General features: G+C 71.4%; 18 protein-coding genes. 15 read left to right on the top strand and 3 right to left on the bottom strand.

The window, feature by feature from the left end; genetic code table 11:
• Positions 1-16: 16 nt before the first annotated feature.
• The 14 genes from ACFJGV_RS05815 to ACFJGV_RS05750 all read left to right on the top strand — a co-directional run bounded on the left by ACFJGV_RS05815 (position 17) and on the right by ACFJGV_RS05750 (position 16,610).
• Entirely contained in the window at positions 17-598 is a 582-nt protein-coding gene (locus ACFJGV_RS05815; RefSeq protein ID WP_378147546.1) for a hypothetical protein, read from the top strand.
• The gene (locus ACFJGV_RS05810) at positions 595-1,386 is read left to right on the top strand and encodes a lytic transglycosylase domain-containing protein (protein WP_378147545.1); all 792 of its coding nucleotides are present in this window, start codon (positions 595-597) and stop codon (positions 1,384-1,386) included. The genes ACFJGV_RS05815 and ACFJGV_RS05810 overlap by 4 nt, the downstream gene beginning before the upstream one ends.
• The gene (locus ACFJGV_RS05805) at positions 1,383-2,729 is read left to right on the top strand and encodes a serine/threonine-protein kinase (RefSeq protein ID WP_378147543.1); all 1,347 of its coding nucleotides are present in this window, start codon (positions 1,383-1,385) and stop codon (positions 2,727-2,729) included. The genes ACFJGV_RS05810 and ACFJGV_RS05805 overlap by 4 nt, the downstream gene beginning before the upstream one ends.
• Positions 2,726-3,160 (top strand): PASTA domain-containing protein, encoded by a 435-nt coding sequence (locus ACFJGV_RS05800; RefSeq protein ID WP_378147542.1) that lies wholly within the window; start codon positions 2,726-2,728, stop codon positions 3,158-3,160. Before ACFJGV_RS05805 ends, ACFJGV_RS05800 begins: the two co-directional genes overlap by 4 nt.
• 135 nt (positions 3,161-3,295) lie before the next feature.
• Complete coding sequence (gene pstC / locus ACFJGV_RS05795) at positions 3,296-4,486, top strand: phosphate ABC transporter permease subunit PstC (protein WP_378147540.1); 1,191 nt, start codon at positions 3,296-3,298, stop codon at positions 4,484-4,486.
• Entirely contained in the window at positions 4,483-5,838 is a 1,356-nt protein-coding gene (gene pstA, locus ACFJGV_RS05790; RefSeq protein ID WP_378147538.1) for a phosphate ABC transporter permease PstA, read from the top strand. The genes pstC and pstA overlap by 4 nt, the downstream gene beginning before the upstream one ends.
• On the top strand, positions 5,835-7,463 hold the full coding sequence (gene pstS / locus ACFJGV_RS05785; RefSeq protein WP_378147536.1) for a phosphate ABC transporter substrate-binding protein PstS: 1,629 nt from the start codon (positions 5,835-5,837) through the stop codon (positions 7,461-7,463). The genes pstA and pstS overlap by 4 nt, the downstream gene beginning before the upstream one ends.
• 293 nt (positions 7,464-7,756) lie before the next feature.
• A complete protein-coding gene (locus ACFJGV_RS05780; RefSeq protein ID WP_378147535.1) occupies positions 7,757-10,327 on the top strand; it encodes a hypothetical protein in 2,571 nt (856 codons plus the stop codon).
• Between the two features lie 79 nt (positions 10,328-10,406).
• Entirely contained in the window at positions 10,407-11,513 is a 1,107-nt protein-coding gene (locus ACFJGV_RS05775) for a hypothetical protein (RefSeq protein WP_378147533.1), read from the top strand.
• Positions 11,514-11,542: 29 nt separating this feature from the next.
• Positions 11,543-12,607, top strand: a complete 1,065-nt coding sequence (locus ACFJGV_RS05770; protein ID WP_378147531.1) for a hypothetical protein — start codon at positions 11,543-11,545, stop codon at positions 12,605-12,607.
• A gap of 147 nt (positions 12,608-12,754) precedes the next feature.
• The gene (locus ACFJGV_RS05765) at positions 12,755-13,840 is read left to right on the top strand and encodes a hypothetical protein (RefSeq protein WP_378147529.1); all 1,086 of its coding nucleotides are present in this window, start codon (positions 12,755-12,757) and stop codon (positions 13,838-13,840) included.
• Positions 13,837-14,640, top strand: a complete 804-nt coding sequence (locus ACFJGV_RS05760) for a hypothetical protein (RefSeq protein WP_378147527.1) — start codon at positions 13,837-13,839, stop codon at positions 14,638-14,640. Before ACFJGV_RS05765 ends, ACFJGV_RS05760 begins: the two co-directional genes overlap by 4 nt.
• Before the next feature lie 181 nt (positions 14,641-14,821).
• On the top strand, positions 14,822-15,682 hold the full coding sequence (locus ACFJGV_RS05755; protein WP_378147526.1) for a sortase: 861 nt from the start codon (positions 14,822-14,824) through the stop codon (positions 15,680-15,682).
• Between the two features lie 7 nt (positions 15,683-15,689).
• The gene (locus tag ACFJGV_RS05750) at positions 15,690-16,610 is read left to right on the top strand and encodes a phosphate ABC transporter ATP-binding protein (RefSeq protein WP_378147524.1); all 921 of its coding nucleotides are present in this window, start codon (positions 15,690-15,692) and stop codon (positions 16,608-16,610) included.
• A 49-nt stretch (positions 16,611-16,659) separates the two neighbouring features.
• Here ACFJGV_RS05750 and poxB read toward each other — a convergent pair whose 3' ends face one another.
• The 3 genes from poxB to ACFJGV_RS05735 all read right to left on the bottom strand — a co-directional run bounded on the left by poxB (position 16,660) and on the right by ACFJGV_RS05735 (position 21,091).
• On the bottom strand, positions 16,660-18,393 hold the full coding sequence (poxB, locus tag ACFJGV_RS05745; protein WP_378147523.1) for a ubiquinone-dependent pyruvate dehydrogenase: 1,734 nt from the start codon (positions 18,391-18,393) through the stop codon (positions 16,660-16,662).
• A 95-nt stretch (positions 18,394-18,488) separates the two neighbouring features.
• Positions 18,489-20,141, bottom strand: coding sequence for a phospho-sugar mutase (locus ACFJGV_RS05740; RefSeq protein WP_378148643.1), 1,653 nt, complete (start codon positions 20,139-20,141; stop codon positions 18,489-18,491).
• A gap of 116 nt (positions 20,142-20,257) precedes the next feature.
• Positions 20,258-21,091: a purine-nucleoside phosphorylase gene (locus ACFJGV_RS05735; RefSeq protein ID WP_378147522.1), complete on the bottom strand. Its 834-nt coding sequence runs from the start codon at positions 21,089-21,091 to the stop codon at positions 20,258-20,260.
• 99 nt (positions 21,092-21,190) lie between these two features.
• Between ACFJGV_RS05735 and ACFJGV_RS05730 the strand changes: the two genes are divergently transcribed.
• Entirely contained in the window at positions 21,191-22,621 is a 1,431-nt protein-coding gene (locus tag ACFJGV_RS05730) for an NAD(P)H-quinone dehydrogenase (protein WP_378147520.1), read from the top strand.
• Positions 22,622-22,635 lie beyond the last annotated feature (14 nt).

Below are 22,635 nucleotides of genomic sequence, written 5' to 3'. Positions count from 1 at the left end.
ATCCTTCGGAGCGACGATGTCCGCGCCCTATCTCGTGTTCTCCACCCTCCGAGCCGACAACGATCCGACGATGCAGTCGTGGGCGAGGTTCCGGAACCACATCCAGTCGGTGCACCCCGTCGTCGGCGGGCTCTCCGAGCTCACGGCGCCGGTCGCTGCGGCGTCCTCGTCACCCGGTCAGGGCGTCGCGAGCTATTGGCGGCTGCTTGCGTCGAACCATCGTGAGCTCGCCCGTTCCTACTTCCTCTACGACTCCTATGCCCGGGCGCGCACCCACGTGGAGCAGATCCTCGACGACCCCGGAGCGATCGAGATCGTCACGCTGGTCGGCAGCGACGTGCGGACGCACGGCTGGTACGGGGTGGTCGGTTCTGGCGGCCCGGTCATCACCTGCAGCCGCTGGTACGGCGGGAGCGCAGCCGCCTTCGATGCGGCACGCGCGAGTCTGCGGGCGCTCGCCACGGCCGTCGTGATGGACGGGCGCCGCTCCAGCGTCGCGATGAGCTCGTCGTTGCGGATGACCCGGCCTCCGCTGCGGGAGTCCGTCATCCGGCAGGCCGCCGCTTCCGGGCGGGCCGTGAGGGACCGCCGCCCGTGAGAGCGACCGTCGTCGCGGCGATCGCGGCCTTCGCCGCACTCGGTGTCTCGCTGGCGGTGGGCGCCGCGGGTCATGCAGACGCCGTCACCGGCGGCGCGGCCTTCGGGCTGCCCCAGAACGCTGTGCCGACCCGGGGTGCTCCGGTCGGCACAGCCCCCTCCGAGATCGTGGTCACGGGTGGCGGCTCCGCTCGGGTGCAGGCGGGCGGACTGCCGGCCGGTGGTCTCGCCGCCGCCGTCGACGCCGGATGGGCCGCGACCACCGCGGCCCGAGCGGGCATACCGACCAGGGCGATGATCGCCTACGCGGGAGCCGCCTTGGTGCTCGCGACGGAGCAGCCCGATTGCGGACTCGGATGGAACACCCTCGCGGCCCTCGGCGACGTCGAGTCGGACCACGGTCGCCACGGCGGATCGACGGTGGGAGGAGACGGCGCCGTCGAGCCGCCGATCATCGGACCGTCGCTCGACGGCGGCGCATTCGCGTCGATCGGCGACAGCGACGGGGGAGTGTGGGACGACGACGCGACGTGGGATCACGCGGTCGGGCCCTTCCAGTTCATCCCGGACACCTGGCGCGCGTGGGGAACCGACGCCGGCGGCGACGGCCACGCCGATCCGCAGAACATCGACGACAGCGCGCTCGCCGCCGCGCGCTACCTCTGCGCGTCCGGCTCGCTCGCCTCGGCCCAGGGGTGGCGCGCCGCGGTGTTCTCCTACAACCACGACGACGCCTACGTCGATCGGGTCGCGGCGGTGGCCAACGGGTACGCCGACCGCACCTCGTGAACGGCGATCTCTTCGCCGGACGCTTCCGCCTGTCGGGACTCCTCGGGACCGGCGGCGACGCCTCGGTGTACCGTGCCGTCGACGTGCGCAGCGGCGACGACGTGGCGGTGAAGGTGCTGCATCCGCACCTCGCGACCGAGACCGGCTTCCGCGAGCGCTTCCTCGCGCAGGCGCGACTCGCGGCCGCTGTGCGCGCACCAGGACTCGTCCCGGTGATCGCCTTCGGAGTCGACGAAGAGGAGGGGGAGTCGGCCTGGCTCGCGATGGGAGTCGCCCCGGGAGGCACCCTCGCCGAACGCGTCCGAGAGTCCGGCCCGCTCATGGTGGGCGACGCGGTGCATCTCGCGCGCGAGGTGCTCGCCGCGTTGAGCGCGGTGCACGCGGCGGGCCTCGTGCACAGGGACGTCACGCCCTCGAACGTGATGGTCGACGGGGAGGGGGAGCGGATGCGAGCCGTGCTGCTCGACCTCGGGCTGGCCGGGCGACGCGGAGAGGCGGCGACGGTCGGCCGTGCGGCCGACGGCGCGGAAGGCGCGGGTACGACGGGGTCCGGGTCGAGCGGAGTCCGCATCCAGGGCACCGTCGACTGGATGTCGCCCGAGCACCTGTCGGCCGATCCCGTCGATGAGCGGGGCGACGTCTATCAGGTCGGCGCGCTGCTGTACTTCTGCGTCACAGGTTCTCGGCCCTTCCCGCGGGCGTCGGCCGAGGAGGTGCTGCGCGCGCACCGTTCGGCGCCTCCGCCGATCGCGTCGGTGGTCGCGCCTGGAGTGCCGAGCGTGATCGACCGTGTGATCGTTCGGGCCATGTTGAAGCGGCCCGCCGACCGCTACCCGTCGGCGGAGGCCATGGCCGAGGCGCTGACCTCAGCGACCGCGGCCCTTCGCGAGGAGTCGCCGACGCCTGGCTCGACCGAGCGGATGGCGGTCCCTCTGTCGGGTGCGGAGATGGCGGCCACACGGGTACTCCCGGCCGCTTCGCGGGCGGTCACCGCCCCTCGCGCCGCGGGGGCGGCGAGGGGGAGGACGACCGCACCGCGGACGTCCGAGAACACGACACGGCTCGTCGCGGCATCCACCACCTCGAGACCGGGCAGGGCAAAGCTGCCGAGGCGTCGCGTTCGTCGGCGGCTCTGGTCGTGGTGGGGATCGTCGTCGCCGCGGTGCTCGGGGGCGCGGTGTGGATGCTGGCGGCCGCCGACGGCGGCGGCTCGGCCGCGCTCGCGGTGCCCAGCAGCGCGCCGCCTTCTGCGTCTGAGGCCCCGCACCCGACGCCGTCCGGTCCGCCCGCGACGGCCGCCCCGGTCACCGTCGCCGTCCCGCCGCTCGCCGGTCTGTCGTTGACCGACGCGCAGACGCTCCTCGTCGCAGCCGGGCTCTCCGTCGGCTCGGTCTCCGGCTCACCCTCGAGCGCTGCTCGCGACACCGTGCTGGCGGTGTCGCCCGACACCGGCAGCCCTGCGCCGCTCGGCCGTCCGATCGACCTCGTCGTCGCGACGGGCGAGAACGTCGTCCCCATCGTCGAGGGCACCGGCGCGGCCGAGGCCGCCGATGCCGTGCGCGCCGCCGGGTTCGCGGTCCGCCTCACCGGCGACGCCGCCGGCGCTGTCACCCTCTCCAATCCGATCGCGGGTACCCTGCTGCCGCTCGGCCAGACGGTCACCCTCGTGTTGGCCTCGGCCCCTCAGCCCGCGGGGCCGTCGTCACCTCCGCCGACTTCACCTCCCCCGTCCACCACCACCCCACGGCCGACCTCCGCGGGAGCGCAGCGGTGATCGCGAAGGCGGCCTGGAACCGCGCCGGACGGAGCCACTGCCCGTGCACTCCTCCTTCACGTCCGAACCCCCGTCCGTTCACGAACCCGTCCGACCATGTGGGGTCGATGCGGGCCGAATCAGGAAGGGCGTGACATGACCGACCTTCGTACCCCCGCCGAGCCGGGCGAGGGTGCACGCCGGGACGAGGGCGCTCCGTCCTCGTGGCCTCCGCCGTCCCCACCGTTCGACTCGATCGAGACGGTGCTGGTCGCGAACGGGATGACTCCCGTCGTGGCAGACGGCTGGGAGAAGCTGCCCGCCGACCCGTCGGACCCCGTGCCTCCGTCGAAGCGGAGCGGCCCGGCTAGGGGCCGCCTGCATGGGCGACGGATCGCGCCCCGGCCGTCGCTGTCCGACTCCGTCTTCCGCAGCGTCTCGTTCTCGGCCGGCGGCATCACCGTCGGCATCATGCTCTGCGTGGGGTTCTTCCTCACCATCAACGCGGGCAAGGCGATCGGCGTCGCCGGCCCCTCGTTCCTCATCGAGCAGCAGTGGTCGCCCGAGACCGGGACGTTCGGCATCGCCGCGGTGCTGTTCGGCACCGTGAGCATCGCCCTCATCGCCATGACCGTGTCGGTGCCTCTCGCCCTCGGCACCTCTCTCCTCATCTCGGAGGTGCTGCGCGGTCGACTCCAGCGCACGGTGATCTCGCTCGTCGATCTGATGGCGGCCGTCCCCAGCGTGGTGTTCGGGCTGTGGGGCCTGTTCTTCCTGCAGGAGAACATCATCCCGGTCTCGCAGTGGATCTCGACCTACTTCGGCTGGATCCCGATCTTCGCCGTGACGGATCAGACCGGCCAGCGTCTGACCGAGGCGAGCGCGGTGACGTCGTCGGCGTTCATCGCGGGGATCGTCGTCGCGCTCATGGTCGTGCCCACGCAGACCTCGGTCATGCGCGAGGCCTTCTCGCAGGCGCCGCTCGGCGAGCGGGAGGGGGCGCTCGCGCTCGGCTCCACGCGCTGGGGCATGATCCGGGCGGTCGTCCTGCCCTTCGGCAAGGGCGGCGTGATCGGCGGGACGATGCTGGGGCTCGGCCGTGCGCTCGGCGAGACGATCGCGGTCTACATGATCATCTCGCCCATCTTCAGCATCAACTGGGAGGTGCTGAAGACCGGCACGAACTCCGTCTCGGCCCTCATCGCCCTCCGCTACGGCGAGGCGAACGAGCTCGGTCTCTCGGCGCTCATGGCCGCCGGTCTCGTGCTCTTCCTCCTCACGCTCGTCGTGAACTTCACCGCGTCGAACGTCGTCGCCCGATCCCGATCGGGGGCCTCGAGCCAGTGAGCACCCTCATCCCGTCCACCTCGGTCGACCCGTCGTCCCTGCGCCGCAGCGACATCACCGACGTCGTCGACATCGACGACTCCCCTCTGCACACCGCGGTGCCGGCCACGTTAATCCCGGTACGCGTCGAGGACGAGCCGGCCCCCCGCCGCCGCCCCGGCGGTGCCACCGCCGACGGCGTCTTCAACGTGCTGGGCGCCCTCGCCGGGGGTGCGGCGCTCGCGACCCTGCTCTTCGGGTGGTTCGCGCCGCTCACCGGGCTGATCGGATGGGTGGTGGTCGCCTACCTCTCGTTCCTCGCGATCTACGCACTGCTCGTCTCCTTCACCTCGACGCGGGAGGAGGTGTTCGACCGGCTCGTCACGGCGCTGCTGTTCTCGGCCGGGATCCTGCTGATCGCCGCTCTCGCGTTCGTGTTCCTCTTCGCGCTCTTCCGCGGCAAGGACGCGCTGCTGCACCTGAACTTCTTCTTCCAGACGATGGAGAAGGCCGGGCCGCTCGACCCCCTCGACGTCGGCGGCATCGCGCATGCGATCGTGGGCACCCTCATCCAGATCGGCATCGCGCTCGCGATCACGATCCCGCTGGGTGTCACCACCGCGGTCTTCCTCAACGAGATCGGCGGCCGGTTCGCCCGCTTCGTCCGCACCATCTCGGACGCGATGACCGCGCTGCCCTCGATCGTCGCCGGACTCTTCGTCTACGCCGCGATCATCACCCTCATCACGCACCAGCGCTCGGGATTCGCCGCCTCGATCGCGATCACCGTGATGATGCTGCCCATCGTCATCCGCGCCTCCGACGTCGTCCTGAGGCTCGTTCCCGGCAACCTGCGCGAGGCGTCGTACGCCCTCGGCACCACCCGGTGGCGGACGGTCTGGCACGTCGTGCTCCCCACCTCGCGGTCCGGGCTCGTCACCGCGATCATCCTGGGCACGGCGCGCGGGATCGGCGAGACCTCGCCCGTGCTGCTCACCTCGGGCGTCACGGCGGTCATGAACGTCAACCCGTTCTCAGGGCCGATGATCTCACTGCCGCTGCAGGTGTTCGACTTCGTCAAGTCGCCCGAGCCCGCGATGATCGCCCGAGGGTTCGGCACCGCCGCTGTTCTCATCCTGCTCGTGCTGACCCTGTTCGTCATCGCCCGCGTCATCGGCGGCCGGGGGCCCGGCCAGCTCTCCGGCGGGCAGCGACGTCGAGCCGCCTTCGGCTCGCGCGACGACCTCATGCGCATCTCGGCCGCCGCCGACCGCCGCCGCCTCATCGAGGAGGCCGACCGGCGCAGCGCCGCCGCGCTCGCCGCACCCGCATCCCGTCCGACCCCCTCCGATCCCGAGGAGCCCACCCGATGATCAGGATGCGACTCACCCGCATCGTCGCCGCGTGCGCGGCCGCCCTGCTGGCCGCGCTCGCGGTGCAGGTGGATGCCAAGCCCGCCGCCGCGGAGACCTACCTGCCGATCTCCGGCACCGGGTCGACGTGGTCACAGAACGCGCTGGATCAGTGGCGCCGCAACGTCCAGAGCAACTACGGCATGACGATCAACTACTCGGGAACGGGATCGTCGGCCGGTCGCCGCGACTTCATCGCCGGCACCGTCGACTTCGCCGTCTCCGAGATCCCCTTCCAGTCGCAGCCGGAGGACGGCTCGGCGCCCGAGACCCCGAGCACCGGCTCCGCCTACATGCCGATCGTCGCCGGCGGCACGTCGTTCATGTACAACCTCAGGATCGGCGGCAAGAAGGTCACGAACCTCCGGCTCTCCGGCCAGGTCATCACCAAGATCTTCACCGGTGTGATCACGAACTGGAACGACCCCGAAGTCCAGGCCGACAATCCCGGGCTCGCGATGCCCGACAAGCCGATCGTGCCCGTGGTCCGCTCCGACGGATCGGGATCGACCGCGCAGTTCACGCTGTGGATGTCGAAGCAGTACCAGTCGCTCTGGGGCCCCTACTGCGCCTCGGTCGGGCGGTCGAACCCCTGCGGGCTGACCTCGCAGTACCCGACGAGCGGCAACATGAAGGCGCAGAACGGGTCGCTCGGCGTGGCCGGCTACGTCAGCCAGGACTACGGCGAGGGCGCGATCACCTACGTCGAGTACTCGTACGCGCTCAAGTCCGGGTTCCCCGTGGCGAAGGTGCTGAACAACGCCGGCTACTACATCGAGCCCAAGGACACCTCCGTCGCGGTCGGGCTGCTCTCCGCCGGCATCAACTCCGATCTCACGCAGAACCTCGACGGCGTCTACAACAGCGGCGATCCGCGCACCTACCCGCTGTCGAGCTACTCGTACATGATCGTGCCCACCGAGGTGAAGGGGGTCTTCACCGCGGAGAAGGGCAAGACGCTGGGCGCCTTCGCCAGCTACTTCCTCTGCGAGGGGCAGCAGCAGGCCGGGGCGCTCGGCTACTCGCCGCTTCCCATGAACCTGGTCCAGGCCGGATTCAGCGTCGTGTCGCGCATCCCGGGCGCCGGCAGCGCGAACGTCGACATCAACAACTGCAACAACCCGACGTTCAAGCCGGGCGACGACCCGTCGAACAACCAGCTCGCCCAGACGGCGCCGATGCCCGCCGAGTGCGACAGGGCCGGCACCGGCAACCAGTGCACCTCGGGTACGGCGGGCGCGGTGGAGGAGACCCCGGTCTCCGGAGGCGGAGCGGGCGGCACGTCGTCCGACGCCCCCGGTGGCGGTGCCGCGGCCTCCGGAGCCGCTGCGGCGTCCGCCGGGACGGGGGTGGCCGCCGGAAGCGGCTCGGCACCGGTCTACGACGAGAACGGGCAGCTGGTCAGCGGCGGGAACGGCGTCGTCGGTGCCGCCGTGTCGTCGCCGTACTCCCTGCCGGACAGCGGCTTCGGCACGCCACAGCTGCTCATGCTGCTCGCGGTGGGGCTCATCCTCATCGCGGTCTTCGTGCCGCCGGTGGTATCGCGTCGGCTCCGGAAGCCTCGCGCCACGTCGCCGCACCCGTAGGGCCAGCCGCGCGATCGAATCCAGACCCGGCCCGGGTGCTCGGTGTGCCCGGGCCATCTCGCGCTGCCCCGAATCCAGACCCGGCCCGGGTGCTCGGTGTGCCCGGGCCATCTCGCGCTGCCCCCGTGGAAGCGGCAGCCCCCTGCACCCCAGATGCTCGTCCTCCGGCCTCCGCGGGTCCGGTCCACCTGCGGCGAGCCCGTCGTTGCGCGTCCGTTCATCCGGGCGTCACCACGCGACCGCACGATTCCCTCGTCCCTGGCAATCCGCCCTGAGATCCACCGGAGAATGAAGTGAACCGACGCCACCCGCGCCACGCGAAGCAGCGAGCCCCGCGCTCCCGTGCCGTCGCCGCCCTCGTCGCGCTCGGTGTGCTGCTCGGGGCCTCCGGCGCCGCCGCCGGCCTCTCGCCCGCGGCTCCGCCGGCCCCCGCCACCGCGGCCGACTCGTCCGCCGTGACCGTCACCGCCCGTGACCAGGACCACGAGCTCGACTCGGCCCCGATGCCCGACCTCTCCGTCACCGTCTCCCAGACCCGCGACCTGCAGGCGCAGGGCATCGAGGTCAGCTGGACCGGGGGCAGGAAGTCGGAGGTGCCGACCTCGCAGACCGGCGGCAAGGACTTCCTGCAGATCATGCAGTGCTGGGGCGACGACCCCGAGCATCCCGGGCAGCCCGATCGGCGCACCTGCCAGTACGGTGCCCTCCTGACACCCGGATCGCTCCGTGACTCGAACGTCGCGAAGGGCTCGATCGCCGCGCAGGACGACGAGTTCACCGATCCCGGCTCGGGCGGGTTCTTCGACCCGCCGTACACGTCCGTGCCCTTCCTCTCGGCGACGGGGGAGACCATCGCCTCCGTCGTCGACAGGAAGCACGTCAAGGTCGACGTCAACACCAACAAGTTCTTCACGGCGCAGACCACGAACGAGATCTCGTGGGCCGGATCCTCCAGCGACGGCACCGGCCTGGCGAAGTTCGAGGTGCAGACCGCGGCGCAGTCGCCGGGGCTCGGATGCGGGACGCCGGTGGATGCGACGGACGGCTCGGTCTCGGGCACGTCGTGCTGGCTGGTCGTACTCCCTCGCGGACAGCACGACCCGGGTGAGCAGAACATCACCACGTCGGGTCTGTTCCACGACACCTGGAAGCACCGGCTGGCCGTGCGGCTCGACTTCAAGCCCGTCGGCGTGCGCTGCGCGATCGGGGCGGCAGAGCAGCAGCTCGCGGGCAGCGAGCTCGTCAGCGACGCCGTCGCCTCCTGGCAGCCGGCCCTGTGCGGCAGCGCCGGCGGCTCCGCGTACACGAACATCACGGGCAGCGAGTCGGACGCCGCGCTCGCGGCGAACGGGACGGCTCCGGCCCCGCTCGCCCTGACCTCCCGCGCGCTCTCGGTCGACGACGTGCCCGACAAGCTCACCTACGCCCCCATCGCCCTCACCGCCATCTCGATCGCCTTCGCCATCGATGCCGAACCGGATGCGCTCCGCGAGGTGCCCCAGGAGGTCGCCGACAGGGCGAGGCAGCCGTTCACGCAGATGAAGCTGACGCCCCGGCTGCTGGCCAAGCTCCTCACGAACTCGTACACCGACTCCCTCCCGACGGGCGCCGACAAGACGCACCTCGGATTCACCAGCTCCACCGACCCGGGCCACAACGCCCGCAACCTCACCTCCGACCCCGAGTTCATCGAGCTCAACGGCGGCGACTGGCAGTACCAGTCGATCGCGGCGGCGTCCCTCGCCGACGTGCTCGTCCCTCAGGGCCGGTCGGATGCGGCCTGGGCGGTCTGGCAGTACGTCCAGGCGGATCCCGACGCGGCCGCCTTCCTGAACGGCACCCCCGACCGCTGGGGCATGGTCGTCAACCCGTACAGCTCGACGAACGCGGAGCTGAACCCGAACGGGGTGCCGTTCTCCCTCCCGCGGACGGACTTCCCGAAGGCCGACCCGGCCGAGCAGCCCCAGGACAGCACCGGCGTGGGCCCGGTCAACGTCGTCACCTGGCGCCCGTACACCAACGACTTCAACGCCAGCGGATACGCGGTCCTCCGCGGCGACGGCCAGATCCTCGGATCGTGGGACCCCAACTCGATCCCGCCGAAGTTCGGCAAGACGCCTCGTGCCCTGCCCGGGCTGCAGCGGGTGATCGGCATCACCGACACCGCCGCTGCAGCGAAGTACCAGATCTTCTCGGCCGCGCTGCTGAACCCGGCAGGGAGCTTCGTCACCCCGACGACCGACTCGCTGCAGGCGGCCGCGGCCGCCATGACGACGACCGGAGAGCAGACCTCGGTGTACGGGTTCGACCCCGCGTCGGCCACGGCGAAGGGCGCGAGCACGGCCTATCCGCTCACCCTCCCGGTCTACGCGGCGGTCAACCCCGCCATGACCGACACATCGAAGCGCAGCGCCTACGCCGCCTTCATCGAGTACGCCGCGGGGCGGGGGCAGGAGCCCGGCACCGAGCTGGGACAGCTGCCGGAGGGCTACGCGCCCATGCCCGAGGGATGGCGCACGCAGGCCCAGGCGGCGGCCACGGTCATCCGGAACGGCGGGCCCGCCGCCTCCGGATCCTCGCCGCAGACGAGTGCCGGCGCGTCGACGCCGACGACGTACTCGCCGCCGCCCGTCTCGGCTCCGCCGCAGGCGGTCACCCCGCCGCCACCCGTCGCGGTCGCCGGCGACCCGACCGCGACCGGCGACCTCGCTGGAGCGCTCACCGGGGCGAAGACCCCCGTCGACCCCGACATCGGCATGGTGTCGGCGATCGTCCCGATCGCGATCGTCGGCGGTCTGCTGATCGCCGTCCTCGTCCCGCTGCTCCTGCGCGCGATCACGCGGCGCAGGGCCACCGGCCCCTAGATCTTGGCGACGGCCGACCGGCCGTGGTCGAGTCGCGCGTCCCGAGAGCGGACGCCGGTCACCCTCTGAAAGGAACACAGTGAAGATCAAGAAGCTCGCGGCGTTCGGTGCTGCGTTCGGGGTGGCCCTCGCCGGCCTCTCCTTGAGCGCCGTTCCGGCCAACGCCGAGCCCGTCTCGGCCAGCTACGTCATGGTCGGGTCCGACACGCTCCAGGACGCCGCCAACGCGCTCGCCAACGGCACCACCGCCAGCGGCCCGACCGTGCGCGTCACCGCCTCGGGCAAGACCGTCGCGTCGTTCGACGCCTTCGGCTCGGCCGCGATCCAGACCAAGCCCACGGGCCCCTACTTCGGGCGTCCGGCCGGGTCGGGCGCGGGCGTCAACGCGCTCCGCGCGTCGATCTCGGGTGCGAACTACTCCGGCAACGCCTCGGTCCCGGCCAAGGGGATCACCGGCCAGGTCGACATCGCCCGCTCCTCGAGCGGCCCCGGCAACAACGCCAACCCCACCGACGGCAAGCTCACGTACATCCCGTTCGCCCGTGACGCCGTCTCCTACGCCTACAAGGGCGACAGCGCCGCGCTCGGCAACCTGACCACCGCCCAGCTCAAGCAGATCTACGAGAGCGCGACGCCGGTCACCATCAACGGCGTGACGGTGACCGCTCGCATCCCCCAGAACGGTTCGGGCACGCGCTCCTTCTTCCTCAGCGCGATCGGCGTCTCCACCCTCGGTGCGTCGGTCAACGACACCAACAACACCACCGCGGAGAACGACGCCAGCGTGCTCGGCGTGAACGAGATCATCCCGTTCTCGGCCGCGAGCTGGATCGCCCAGTCGAACGGCGTCACCGGCGTCAGCACCATCGGCACCACCGGTGTGCAGCTCGGATCGGTCAACTCGATCGCCCCCTTCACCGGATCCGGCTCGGCCCTCGCCCCGAACCCGTCCTACTACTCGACCAGCTTCGGCCGCGACACCTACCTCGTGGTGGAGCGCGCTCGCATCACCAACGGCGACCCCAAGTTCGACCAGGCTCTCGCGAACCTCGTCGACTCGACCCGCCCCTCCAGCCTCACCGGCTTCTCCACGACGCTCGCGTCGCAGACCGGCTCCGTCAAGCTGAAGTTCGGCTTCCTGGCACCGGCCTCCTCCGCTCCGATCAACGCCTTCGTGACGCTCTGAACCGCGTCCGACACCACAGAGAGAGAACCATGAAGCTCAACCGCCTCGCGCGCGTCGCCGCCATCGGCCTCGCCGCAGCCGCCCTCGTCGGGATGACGTCCACCGCCGCCTCCGCCCAGACCAAGCCCGCCAACTCGACCGGCGCCTTCTACATCGCCAACGGCGAGACCGACGGCAGCGTCATGACCGAGGGCACCGTGAACGGGTTCGAGTTCGCCGCGCTCGGCCGTCCCGACACGACCGACGTCAACACCCACTTCGCGGCGGACCCCACCGCCGAGTCGGCCACGCTGTTCATCTCCCCGCGCGGCTCGGAGCTGAACCCGTCGGCGTGGAACGCCACCGGCGTGCTGGCCTTCGTGCCCGGCACCAAGGACATCTGGCTCCCGTCGGCGTCGCTGAGCAGCCTCACCACCCCCGGTGCCTCCAGCATCGACGCGGTGCGTGCGGCGGGTGGCGACTACAGCCTCGGCTTCGCCTACATGCGGAACAACGGGCTGAACATCTCCGCGGGCGGCGTGTACTTCGCTCACATCCATGTCACGGCGGGATCCGGGTCGTGGACGTTCCTCAACTCGGAGGCCGCCTCGACGCAGCCCCCGGTCGACCCCACCATGACCGGGGACATCGACCTGCAGGCGACCACGGTCGCGGCCCAGGACGGCAACCTCAGCCTTTCCGTCCCGGCGAGCGCCAAGGTCACCTTCGGCGCGGCGACCCTCGTCGACAACAGGTCGACCTCGACCGGCACACTGCCGAACGTCACGGTGCAGGACGACCGTGTCGTCTCGCACCCGGGCTGGACGCTGAGCGCCACCGTGGCCGACTTCGCCGGTCCGCAGACCATCGACAAGAAGCAGCTCGGATGGACGCCCGCCGTCGTCACCGCCGGCACCACGTCGACCGGTGCGGTCGCGGGTGCGGCGCTGTCCGCGGGCAGCGCGAACTGGGGCTCGGCGAAGCTCGCCGCCGCCCCCTCGGGCGCCGGCCTCGGCACCACCGTCCTCGGCGCGAACCTCACGTTCGTGGCCCCCGGTGACGCGCCTGCCGGCACCTACACCTCGAAGATGACGCTCACGCTCGTCGGCGAGTAGTCCGACCGGGGGCCCGGGAGGATGAGTGGTCGAGACTCATCCTCCCGGGTGCTCCCACCCTGGTGACGCCCCTGCCCCACAGCGGCCGTCCACCTCTCGTTCACGTACCGGCAGAGCGTCGGACACGCCGCTCCGGATGATTGCAGTGTGCAGATGACCACCCGCTTCAGCGCCCTCCGACGCCTCGTCGGAGGTGCCCTCGTCGCAGCCGCCGCGGCCGCGTCCCTCGTGCTCGGCAGCGCCGCCGTGGCACACGCGGACGACACCGACTCGATCTCGATCGGACCCGCGACGGAGACCGGCGCCGACACCAGCCGGGCACGCCTGAGCTACACCGCGGCGCCCGGTCAGCACATCGACGACATGGTCGAGGTGCGCAACACGGGTACGACCCCGCAGACGATCACCGTGTTCGCGACAGACGCGTACAACACCGACGAGGGCGGCTACGGTCTCCTCGACACGGATGCGCAGCCCAGTGACGCCGGCGGCTGGGTCCACTTCCTCGACGGGTCGACGCGCGCCACGCTGACGCTCGACGCGGGTGCCACACAGCTCGTCCGGTTCGCGGTCGACGTGCCCGCCGACGCGAGCCCCGGCGACCATGCCGCGGGCATCATCGCCTCGGCGCAGTCGGCATCCGACCAGATCCTCGTCGATCGCCGCGTGGCCACGCGCCTCTACGTGCGCGTGCCCGGCGACCTGCAGGCGAACCTCACCATCACCAGCATCGCCTCGAGCTATGCGCCCTCGTTCAACCCGCTCGACGGCACCACGACCATCACCTACACGATCAAGAACGACGGCAACGTCGCGCTCGGCGCGCAGATGACCGCCGGGGTCAACACGTGGTTCGGCATCGGGGCGGGGGAGGTCGTCAAGACCGACGTCGCCGAGATGCTGCCCGGCAGCACCCGCACTGTCGCGGTCGAGGTGGGCGGCGTCGCGCAGCTGGGTTACCTCAACCCGTCCGTGAGGCTGCTGCCGACGGTCTCGCCCGACGCCATGAACCCCGGACCGTTGAACGTCGTGTCCCGTGACACGGTCGTGGTCGCGATCCCGTGGTGGTTCCTCGCCCTGGTCGTCGTCGCCGGTCTGGTGTGCCTGACTGTGTGGCTGCGTCGTCGGTCCGATGACAAGCGCGCTCGCGCCTGGGTGGCCTATACGGAGCAGCAGGCCCGCGAGAAGGCGGAACGCGACCTGGCCACGACGTCCAGCGGACACCACGAATGAGCGGCGCATCCCCCCGCCTGCAGCGCGCCATCACCCTCGCGGCAGCGACGGTCGTCACCGTCGGCGCGATGCTGGCCGGGGCCACCGCCGCCTCCGCGGCCGATGACGCGGGCTCGGGCGGCATCGACATCGCCGTGACCACGACCTCGACGCCGGGTGCGCCGGCGCCGACTCCGTCGAACCCGTCCCCGACCGGTGGTTCCGGTTCCTCAGGCGGCGCCGGTGCGCCCGCAGGCGGGGCGGGGTCCGGATCGTCGTCCGGCAGCGGTGCGGGCTCGGTCGTCGGCGGCCCCCAGGACGGCGGCGGACAGCCGGCCCTCGACACCGGCTCGGCCGACACGTTCGACATCGGCGGGGTGCTGTTCATGAGCGGCGTGCGGACGGGCTTCCAACCCTCCATCAACCCGATGGACGGCCGGATGGACGTGTCGTTCACGGTGAAGAACGTCTCGCAGTCGACCTTCGACTCGACGGCCGACCTCTGGCTGACGAACGCCTTCGGCGCAGGCGTCGGCGACAAAGCCACCGTGGACGTCCCGGCGCTCAAGCCCGGTGAGTCGCGCGTGGTCTCCGCGACCCTCGGCGGCGTCGGCCAATGGGGCGTCGTGAACGCCCACGCCACCTTCGTCCCGCCCAGCACCGTCGACGGCACGGAGGTCCCGCCGGTCACCCGCGACGCGTTCGCGATCGCGTTCCCCTGGCTCTCCGGGCTCGTCGTGGTCTTCGCCATTGGGGGCATCGCGGTGTGGTACCTGCTGCGCCGCGCCATGGTGCCGGTGTTCGTCCCCGGGACGGCTTGACCGCGCCGTGACCACCGAGATCCTCACACCCCCGCCGCCGAGCCCACCCCCGCCCGGCTCCGCACCGCCCGCGGGGCCGCCCGGTTCCGTGCCGCCGAGTGCCGGCCCTCCACCCGGATGGCGTGCGCCCCGCCCACCGCGTCCACCCCGCCCGCCGCGCCGTCCGCCCCGGCCGGCGACCGTGAACGCGCCGCTCGGCCCCACGGCGGCGCTGGTGCAGTCGACGCTCATGATGGTCGCCGCCGTGGTGCTCGGGATCGCCGTGACCCTGATGCTCCTCAGCCACCTTCAGCACCTGGTGTCGCAGCAGAACCTCGAGAACACCCTCCGGGCCCAGCTCAGCGCGGGCACGGCGCCGGTGAGCGAGGGGGACGTCGACGACGTCCTGCTGAAGGACGGGGCGCCTGTCGCGGTGATCGACATCCCGTCGATCGGGCTGCACGAGGTGATCGCCGAGGGCACGACCTCCGTCGTGCTCAAGGGCGGACCCGGACACCGCCGCGACACCGTCCTCCCGGGGCAGGCCGGTCTCAGCATCGTGATGGGCAGGGCCGCGGCGTACGGCGGGCCCTTCGCTCGCATCCAGGAGCTCACGACCGGCGACACCTTCACGGTGATCACCGGCCAGGGCGAGCAGACCTTCGAGGTGATCGGCGTCCGCTACGCCGGTGACACGTCACCCGCGCCGCTGCAGGCGGGGGAGAGCCGGCTGACCCTCGAGACGGCACGGGGCCCGGGGTTCATCCCCACCGGGGTCGCCCGTGTCGACGCGGAGCTCGTCTCCGAGACGAAGCCCTCGGGCAAGCGTCAGACCACCTACGTGTCGATGGGCCCGTCCAACAAGGAGCTGGCCGGCGACTACAGCTCGGTCTGGGCGCTGGTCTTCGCGGTGCAGCTGCTCATCATCGTGGAGGTCGCCGCGGTGTGGGCGCTCGTCCGGGTCGGGCGCCGGAAGACCTGGGTCGTCTTCACCCCGGTGGCCGTCCTGGTCGGCCTCCTGGTCGCGGACCAGGTGATCACACTCCTGCCGAACATGCTGTGAGGAACAGATGAGCACGAACCCCGTCGACGACACCACCGTCGTCCTCCCCGCCCTCGATCGCCGGTCGCGAAGGCCTCCGCGCTACCGACGCGACACCGGAGGCTTCGACGCGCTCGTCGCGAGCCCGGCCGCCTCCGGTGCCTCGGCCGAGCCGCTCGCCACGCTGGAAGCGCGCGACATCTCCGCGTGGTTCGGCGACCACCAGGTGCTCGACCGAGTGTCGCTCACGATGCCTGCAGGTCAGGTCACGAGCCTCATCGGGCCGTCCGGATGCGGCAAGTCCACCTTCCTGCGCATCCTCAACCGGATGCACGAGCTGGTGCCCTCGGCCAGCCTCGCCGGGGAGGTGCTGCTCGACGACGACGACATCTACGACGTGTCGAAGAAGCTCATCGAGGCGCGCAAGAGCATCGGCATGGTGTTCCAGAAGCCGAACCCGTTCCCGGCGATGTCGATCTACGACAACGTGATCGCCGGTCTGAAGCTCACCGGCATCAAGGCCGACCGCTACCGCAGGGACTTCCTGGTGGAGTCGTGCCTGACGAAGGCGGGGCTCTGGAACGAGGTGAAGGACCGGCTCCGCTCACCCGGCGGTGGGCTCTCGGGCGGTCAGCAGCAGCGACTGTGCATCGCCCGGTCGCTCGCCGTCATGCCTCGCGTGCTGCTGATGGACGAGCCCTGCTCGGCGCTCGACCCCACCTCGACACGGGTGATCGAGGAGACGATGCTCGAGCTCGTGCAGGACGTGACGATCGTCATCGTCACGCACAACATGCAGCAGGCGCAGCGTGTCTCGCAGCAGTGCGCGTTCTTCCTCGCCTCGCAGGGTCAGCCCGGCGCGATCGTCGAACACGGCGACACGGCCGCGATGTTCGACTCGCCCATCGACCCCCGCACCTACGACTACGTCAACGGCCGCTTCGGCTGATCCCCCTGGACGAAGCCCGGCATGCCCGGCAGGGACGAGGCGGGGTGCGTCAGGAGAAGAGGCGGCGGAAGACGTTCGTGTCGGCGAGGTCGATGAGCTCGGTGCCGCGCCCCGACATGATGGTCCGCAGCGCGTAGAGCGTGAAGCCCTTCACCTGCTCGGCCGTGATGGTGGGCGGGATGGAGAGCTCCTGCCGCGCCGTGACCACGTTGACCAGCGCCGGGCCGTCGTGGGCGAACGCGTCGCGCAGGGCGTCCTCGAGGTCGCCCGGCTTCTCGACCCGCCGCGCGAACAGTCCGACCGCCGACGCGACCGCGGCGAGGTCGGGGTTGTCGAGCTCGGTGCCGTAGTTGACGAAGCCGGCGGCCTTCATCTCGACCTCGACGAAGTTGAGCGAGGAGTTGTCGAACACGACGACCTTCACGGGGAGCTTGTTCTGCCGCAGCGTGAGCAGCTCGCCGAGCATCATCGCGAGGCCGCCGTCGCCCGCCAGCGCCACCACCTGGCGACCGGGAGCGGCGCTCTGCACGCCCACCGCCTGCGAGACCGCGTTCGCCATCGAGCCGTGCGAGAACGAGCCGACGAGACGGCGGCGGCCGTTCATCCTCAGGTAACGGGCGGCCCAGACGACGGGGCTCCCGACGTCGGGGAGGAACACCGCATCGTCGGAGGCGAGCTCGCTCACGAGCTTCGCGACGTACTGCGGGTGGATGGGGGTGCGCCCGCGATCGTCGACCGCGAGGTCGTCGAGCTCCTTGCGCGTGCTCGCGTAGTGCTTGAGCGACCGCTCGAGATGGCGCGACGACTTCCTCTCGCCGAGGAAGGGCAGCAGCGCGGGGATGGTGTCGGCCACGCTGCCCACGAGCCCGAGGTCGACCGGCGTGCGGCGGCCCAGCTGCTCGCCGCGGATGTCGAGCTGGATGATCTTCGCCTTCGACGGGAAGAACTGCGGATACGGGAAGTCGGTGCCGAGCATGAGCAGAGCGTCGCACGACTCCATCGCCCGATAGCCCGACGAGAAGCCGAGGAGCCCCGTCATGCCCACGTCGTACGGGTTGTCGTACTCGACGAACTCCTTGCCACGCAGAGCATGCACGATTGGCGCCTGCAGCCTCTCGGCGAGCTCGAGGAGCTGACCGTGGGCGCCCTCCACGCCGGCGCCCGCGAGGATGGTCACGTTCTCTGCCGCGTCGAGGATGCTCGCCGCCTCGGCCAGCTGCGCATCCGTCGGCCGTGCCACACGCGGCAGCGTGCGGATGGGGGTGGTCGACCGCCGGCCCTCGCTCTGCTCGAGGAACAGCTCGCCCGGGATGACGAGCACGGCGACGCCTCGACGCTCGAGCGCGGTGCGCATCGCGATCTCGAGCAGGCGCGGCATCTGGCTGGGGTCGGAGACCATCTCGCAGTACACGCTGCACTCGCGGAACAGCTCCTGCGGGTGGGTCTCCTGGAAGTAGTTCGTGCCGATCTCGGAGATCGGGATGTGCGCGGCGATCGCCAGCACGGGGACGCGGGAGCGATTGGCCTCGTAGAGCCCGTTGATCAGGTGCAGGTTCCCCGGCCCGCAGCTGCCCGCGCACACCGCCAGCTCGCCCGTGATCGCCGCCTCGCCCGACGCGGCGAACGCCGCTGCCTCCTCGTGCCGCACATGCTGCCACGCCACCTTGCCGTAGCGGCGCAGCGCATCGGTGAACCCGTTGAGCGAGTCCCCTGGGATGCCGTAGACCCGCTCGACGCCGGCGGCGTGGATGGTCTCGACGATGGTGTCGGCGATCGTGGGCATGCGGTCTCCCTCGTGACGTGGCGGACGCCCTCCACGCTACGCCGTGCGTGCGATGGCGGGGCCGCAACGGCCTGGCCCTGTCGAGGCCAGGCCGGTCAGGAGATGCGCGCCCGCAGGTCGGCCTCGAGCCGCAGCAGCGCCTCGGCGACCGCCGTCTTGCGGGCGACGAGGTCGCCCTCGGCGCTCCATGCGTCGACGTACACCTTGAGCTTGGGCTCGGTGCCGCTGGGGCGCACCATCACGCGCGCCGACCCGAGGTCGAAGCGCAGCGCATCCGTCGTCGGGGCGTCGCCCGCCGCGGCGGCGAGGTCCTCCATCGAGGTGACGGGGAACCCGCCCAGGTCGGTCGGGGGAGTGGCTCGCAGCTCGGCCATGAGCTCGCGGATACGTGAGAGGTCGGTCACGCGCAGCGAGATCTGCGACGATCCGAAGGCCCCGAAGCGCTCGGCGAAGTCGTCGAGCCGGTCGGCGAGCGTGCGTCCCTCTGAGGCGAGCGTCGAGGCGAGGTCGAGCACGGCCAGGGCGGCCGAGATGCCGTCCTTGTCGCGCACGGTCTCGGGGTTCACGAGGTAGCCGAGCGCCTCCTCGTAGCCGAAGACGAGCGAGGGCACCCGCGAGATCCACTTGAAGCCGGTGAGCGCCTCGACGAAGCCGAGCCCGTACTCCTCGGCCACCGCGCGGAGACCAGGAGACGACACGATCGAGCACGACAGCATCCCGTCGACGACACCTGCTGCGGCGGCCCGTTCGGCGGCGCGCCAGCCGAGGAGCTGGCCGACCTCGTTGCCGGTGAGACGGCGGAAGCCGCTGGGCGCGGCGCGGTCGGGGATGGCGACGCCGAGCCGGTCGGCGTCGGGGTCGTTGGCGAGGATGAGGTCGGCGCCCGACTCCCGCGCGTACGCGTAGGCGAGGTCGAGGGCTCCGACCTCCTCCGGGTTGGGGAACACGACCGTCGGGAAGGCGCTGTCGGGCGCGATCTGCTCGTCGACGAGCACGGGCTGCTCGAAGCCCGCCTCCGTGAGCACGCGCGAGAGGGTCTCCCACCCCACGCCGTGCATCGCGGTGTAGACCACGCGGAGCGGCCCGCGCGAGGCGGGATCGCCCGACGCCACGCGGGCGGTGGCCTCCACGTACCGCTCGATGAGCGCCTCGTCGGCGATCTCGTAGTCGGACGAGCGGGGCAGCTCGAGCACGTTGCCGAAGCGGGCGAAGCGCTCGATGTGCGACGCGATGTCGGCGTCGGCGGGCGGCACGATCTGCGAGCCCTCATCATCGCCGCCGAGGTACACCTTGTAGCCGTTGTCGCGCGGCGGGTTGTGCGAGGCCGTCACCATCACGCCGGCGCTCACCCCGAGCTCGCGCACCGCGTAGGCGACGAGCGGGGTGGGCAGAAGGCGGGGCAGCAGCACGGCGCGCACGCCGGCGCCCGCCATGATCTCGGCGGTGTCGCGGGCGAACACGTCGGACTTGCGGCGGCCGTCGTAGCCGATCACCACCGAGGGCCGGACGCCCGGCGCCGCGCGGTCGAGGAGGTAGGTGGCGAGACCGGCCGCGGCCTGCGACACGAGCACGCGGTTCATGCGGTTCGGGCCCGCGGCGACCTCGCCGCGGAGGCCCGCGGTGCCGAAGCCGAGCCGGGATCCGAAGCGCGACCGCAGGGCGGCCACGGCATCCGGATCGTTGGTGCCCACGCCGTCGAGGATGGCCGAGAGCTCGGCGCGCGTCTCCTCGTCGGGGTCCTGGGCCATCCAGGCGGCGGCCGCCTCGACGAGCTGCTCGAGGTCGTTCGGACGCTCCTGCTGGTCGGGTGTGCCGGGGTCGCGGGACTGATCGGCGTCGTCGCCGGTGGTGCGGATGGTGCTCATCAGAGGCTGCCGACGACCCTCGCGAGCAGGTCGCCGATGCGGGCCTCGGCGTTCTTGCCGGCCTCGATCACCTCGGCGTGGCTGAGCGGGGTCTTCTGGATGCCCGCGGCCAGGTTGGTGATGAGCGAGAAGCCGAGGATCTCCATGCCGGCCTGGCGGGCCGCGATCGCCTCGAGCGCCGTCGACATGCCCACGATGTGGCCGCCGATGGTCTTCGCCATCTGCACCTCGGCCGGCGTCTCGTAGTGGGGCCCGCGGAACTGCACGTACACGCCCTCGTCGAGCTCGGGCGCCACCGCCCGAGCCGCGTCGCGGAGGCGCGAGGCGTAGAGATCGGTGAGGTCGATGAAGGTCGCGCCCTCGAGAGGCGAATCGGCGGTGAGGTTGATGTGGTCGCTGATCAGCACGGGGGTGCCCGGGGTCCAGTGCTCCTTGATGCCGCCGGCGCCGTTGGTGAGCACCATGACCGAGGCGCCGGTCGCGGCCGCCGTGCGGACGCTGTGCACCACGCGGCGCACGCCGTGGCCCTCGTAGTAGTGCGTGCGGGCGCCGATGACGAGCGCGTGCTTCCCGTCGGGCAGGCGGATGGAGCGCAACGAGCCGACGTGCCCCACGACCGCGGGCGCGCTGAAGCCGACGACCTCGGTGGCGGGGATCTCGGCGACGGTCTCGCCGAGCAGATCGGCCGCCTTGCCCCAGCCGCTGCCGAGCGTGAGAGCGACGTCATGACGCGTCACACCGGTCAGCTCCGCGATCCGTTCCGCCGCCTCCTTCGCGACCTCGAACGGGTCGGTGTCGGGGTTGTCGAGGGGGTTGGGGATGCTGCCTGCCATGACCACAGCCTAACGCCGGTGAGTGTTCGTCATCCGTTCACGGCTCGGGGCGGGGCCGGGCCGGATCGGGGCGGCCCGCGCCCTGGCAGAATGGCCTGCATGGCCTATGAGTTCGAGCGCAAGCAGAAGGTCGTCGTCGTCGGCGGCGGCCCCGGCGGATACGAGGCGGCGATCGCCGGAGCTCAGCTCGGGGCCGACGTGGTGCTGGTCGAGTCGACCGGGGTGGGCGGCTCGGCGGTGCTCACCGACGTGGTGCCCTCGAAGGGCCTGATCGCGGTCGCCGAGGCGACCAACGGCATCCGCGAGGCCGCCGACATCGGCGTGCAGTTCTTCGCCCGCACCGAGAAGGGCCGCCCGATCCGGCCCGACGTCGCCATCAACCTGGCGCAGGTCAACAAGCGCCTCATGGGACTGGCCCGGCAGCAGTCGGAGGACGAGCGCGCCAGCCTCGTGCGCGCCGGCGTCAAGATCGTCAACGGCTACGGCAGGCTCGAGGGCCCGTCGTCGGTGGTCGTCTCGACCGGACCCGGCGGGACGGACTTCGACCAGTTCGACGCCGACACCGTGGTCGTCTCGGTGGGAGCGAGCCCCCGCGTGCTGTCGACGGCCATGCCCGACGGAAAGCGCATCCTCACCTGGAAGCAGCTCTACGACCTCGACTCGATGCCCGAGCACCTCATCGTGGTCGGATCCGGTGTCACCGGTGCCGAGTTCGCCTCCGCGTTCAACGCCCTGGGCTCGAAGGTGACGCTGATCTCCTCGCGCGACCAGGTGCTCCCCGGTGAGGACGCGGACGCCGCGGCCGTCATCGAGAACGTCTTCAAGCGCAACGGCATGACCGTCCTCTCCAAGTCGCGCGCCGACTCCGTCGTCGCCACCGACGACGGCGTGGTCGCCACCCTGTCCGACGGACGCACCGTCGAGGGCTCCCACTGCCTCATGGCGGTCGGCGCCGTGCCGAACACGAAGGGCATCGGGCTCGCCGAGGCGGGCGTGCAGCTCACCGAGTCGGGTCACATCCGCGTCAACCGCGTCGCGCGCACCAGCGTGCCCAACATCTACGCGGCGGGCGACTGCACCAACTTCCTCCCGCTCGCCTCCGTCGCCTCCATGCAGGGCCGCACCTCGATGCTGCACGCCATGGGCGACGCGGTCACCCCGACCGAGCTGCGGAACGTGGCGTCGAACATCTTCACGCAGCCGCAGATCGCGACCGTGGGATGGACGCAGCGGCAGATCGAGGAGGGCATCGCCCAGGGCGACATCTACAAGCTGCCCCTGTCGTCCAACCCGCGCGCGAAGATGATGGGTATCCGCGACGGATTCGTGAAGATCTTCGCCCGCACCGGCTCCGGCACCGTGATCGGCGGCGTCATCGTCGCGCCGAACGCGTCCGAGCTGATCTTCCCCATCGCGCTCGCGGTGGAGCACCGCCTCACCGTCGACCAGGTGAGCCGCGCCTTCACAGTCTACCCCTCGCTCTCAGGCAGCATCACCGACGCCGCCCGAGCCATGCACATCGTCCTCTGACCCGCCCCCAGGTG

The organism is Cnuibacter sp. UC19_7 (assembly GCF_042699995.1).
In the GTDB taxonomy this organism is placed as follows: Bacteria; Actinomycetota; Actinomycetes; order Actinomycetales; family Microbacteriaceae; genus Cnuibacter.
This window is presented reverse-complemented; position numbering and strand designations above follow the sequence as displayed.

Coding starts and splice junctions, on each gene's coding strand:
- ACFJGV_RS05730 (WP_378147520.1), top strand. CDS start 21,191: ATGGCCTATGAGTTCGAGCGCAAGCAGAAGGTCGTCGTCGTCGGCGGC.
- ACFJGV_RS05760 (WP_378147527.1), top strand. CDS start 13,837: ATGAGCGGCGCATCCCCCCGCCTGCAGCGCGCCATCACCCTCGCGGCA.
- poxB (WP_378147523.1), bottom strand. CDS start 18,393: ATGCCCACGATCGCCGACACCATCGTCGAGACCATCCACGCCGCCGGC.
- pstS (WP_378147536.1), top strand. CDS start 5,835: ATGATCAGGATGCGACTCACCCGCATCGTCGCCGCGTGCGCGGCCGCC.
- ACFJGV_RS05770 (WP_378147531.1), top strand. CDS start 11,543: ATGAAGCTCAACCGCCTCGCGCGCGTCGCCGCCATCGGCCTCGCCGCA.
- ACFJGV_RS05815 (WP_378147546.1), top strand. CDS start 17: ATGTCCGCGCCCTATCTCGTGTTCTCCACCCTCCGAGCCGACAACGAT.
- ACFJGV_RS05750 (WP_378147524.1), top strand. CDS start 15,690: ATGAGCACGAACCCCGTCGACGACACCACCGTCGTCCTCCCCGCCCTC.
- ACFJGV_RS05735 (WP_378147522.1), bottom strand. CDS start 21,091: ATGGCAGGCAGCATCCCCAACCCCCTCGACAACCCCGACACCGACCCG.
- ACFJGV_RS05740 (WP_378148643.1), bottom strand. CDS start 20,141: ATGGCCCAGGACCCCGACGAGGAGACGCGCGCCGAGCTCTCGGCCATC.
- pstC (WP_378147540.1), top strand. CDS start 3,296: ATGACCGACCTTCGTACCCCCGCCGAGCCGGGCGAGGGTGCACGCCGG.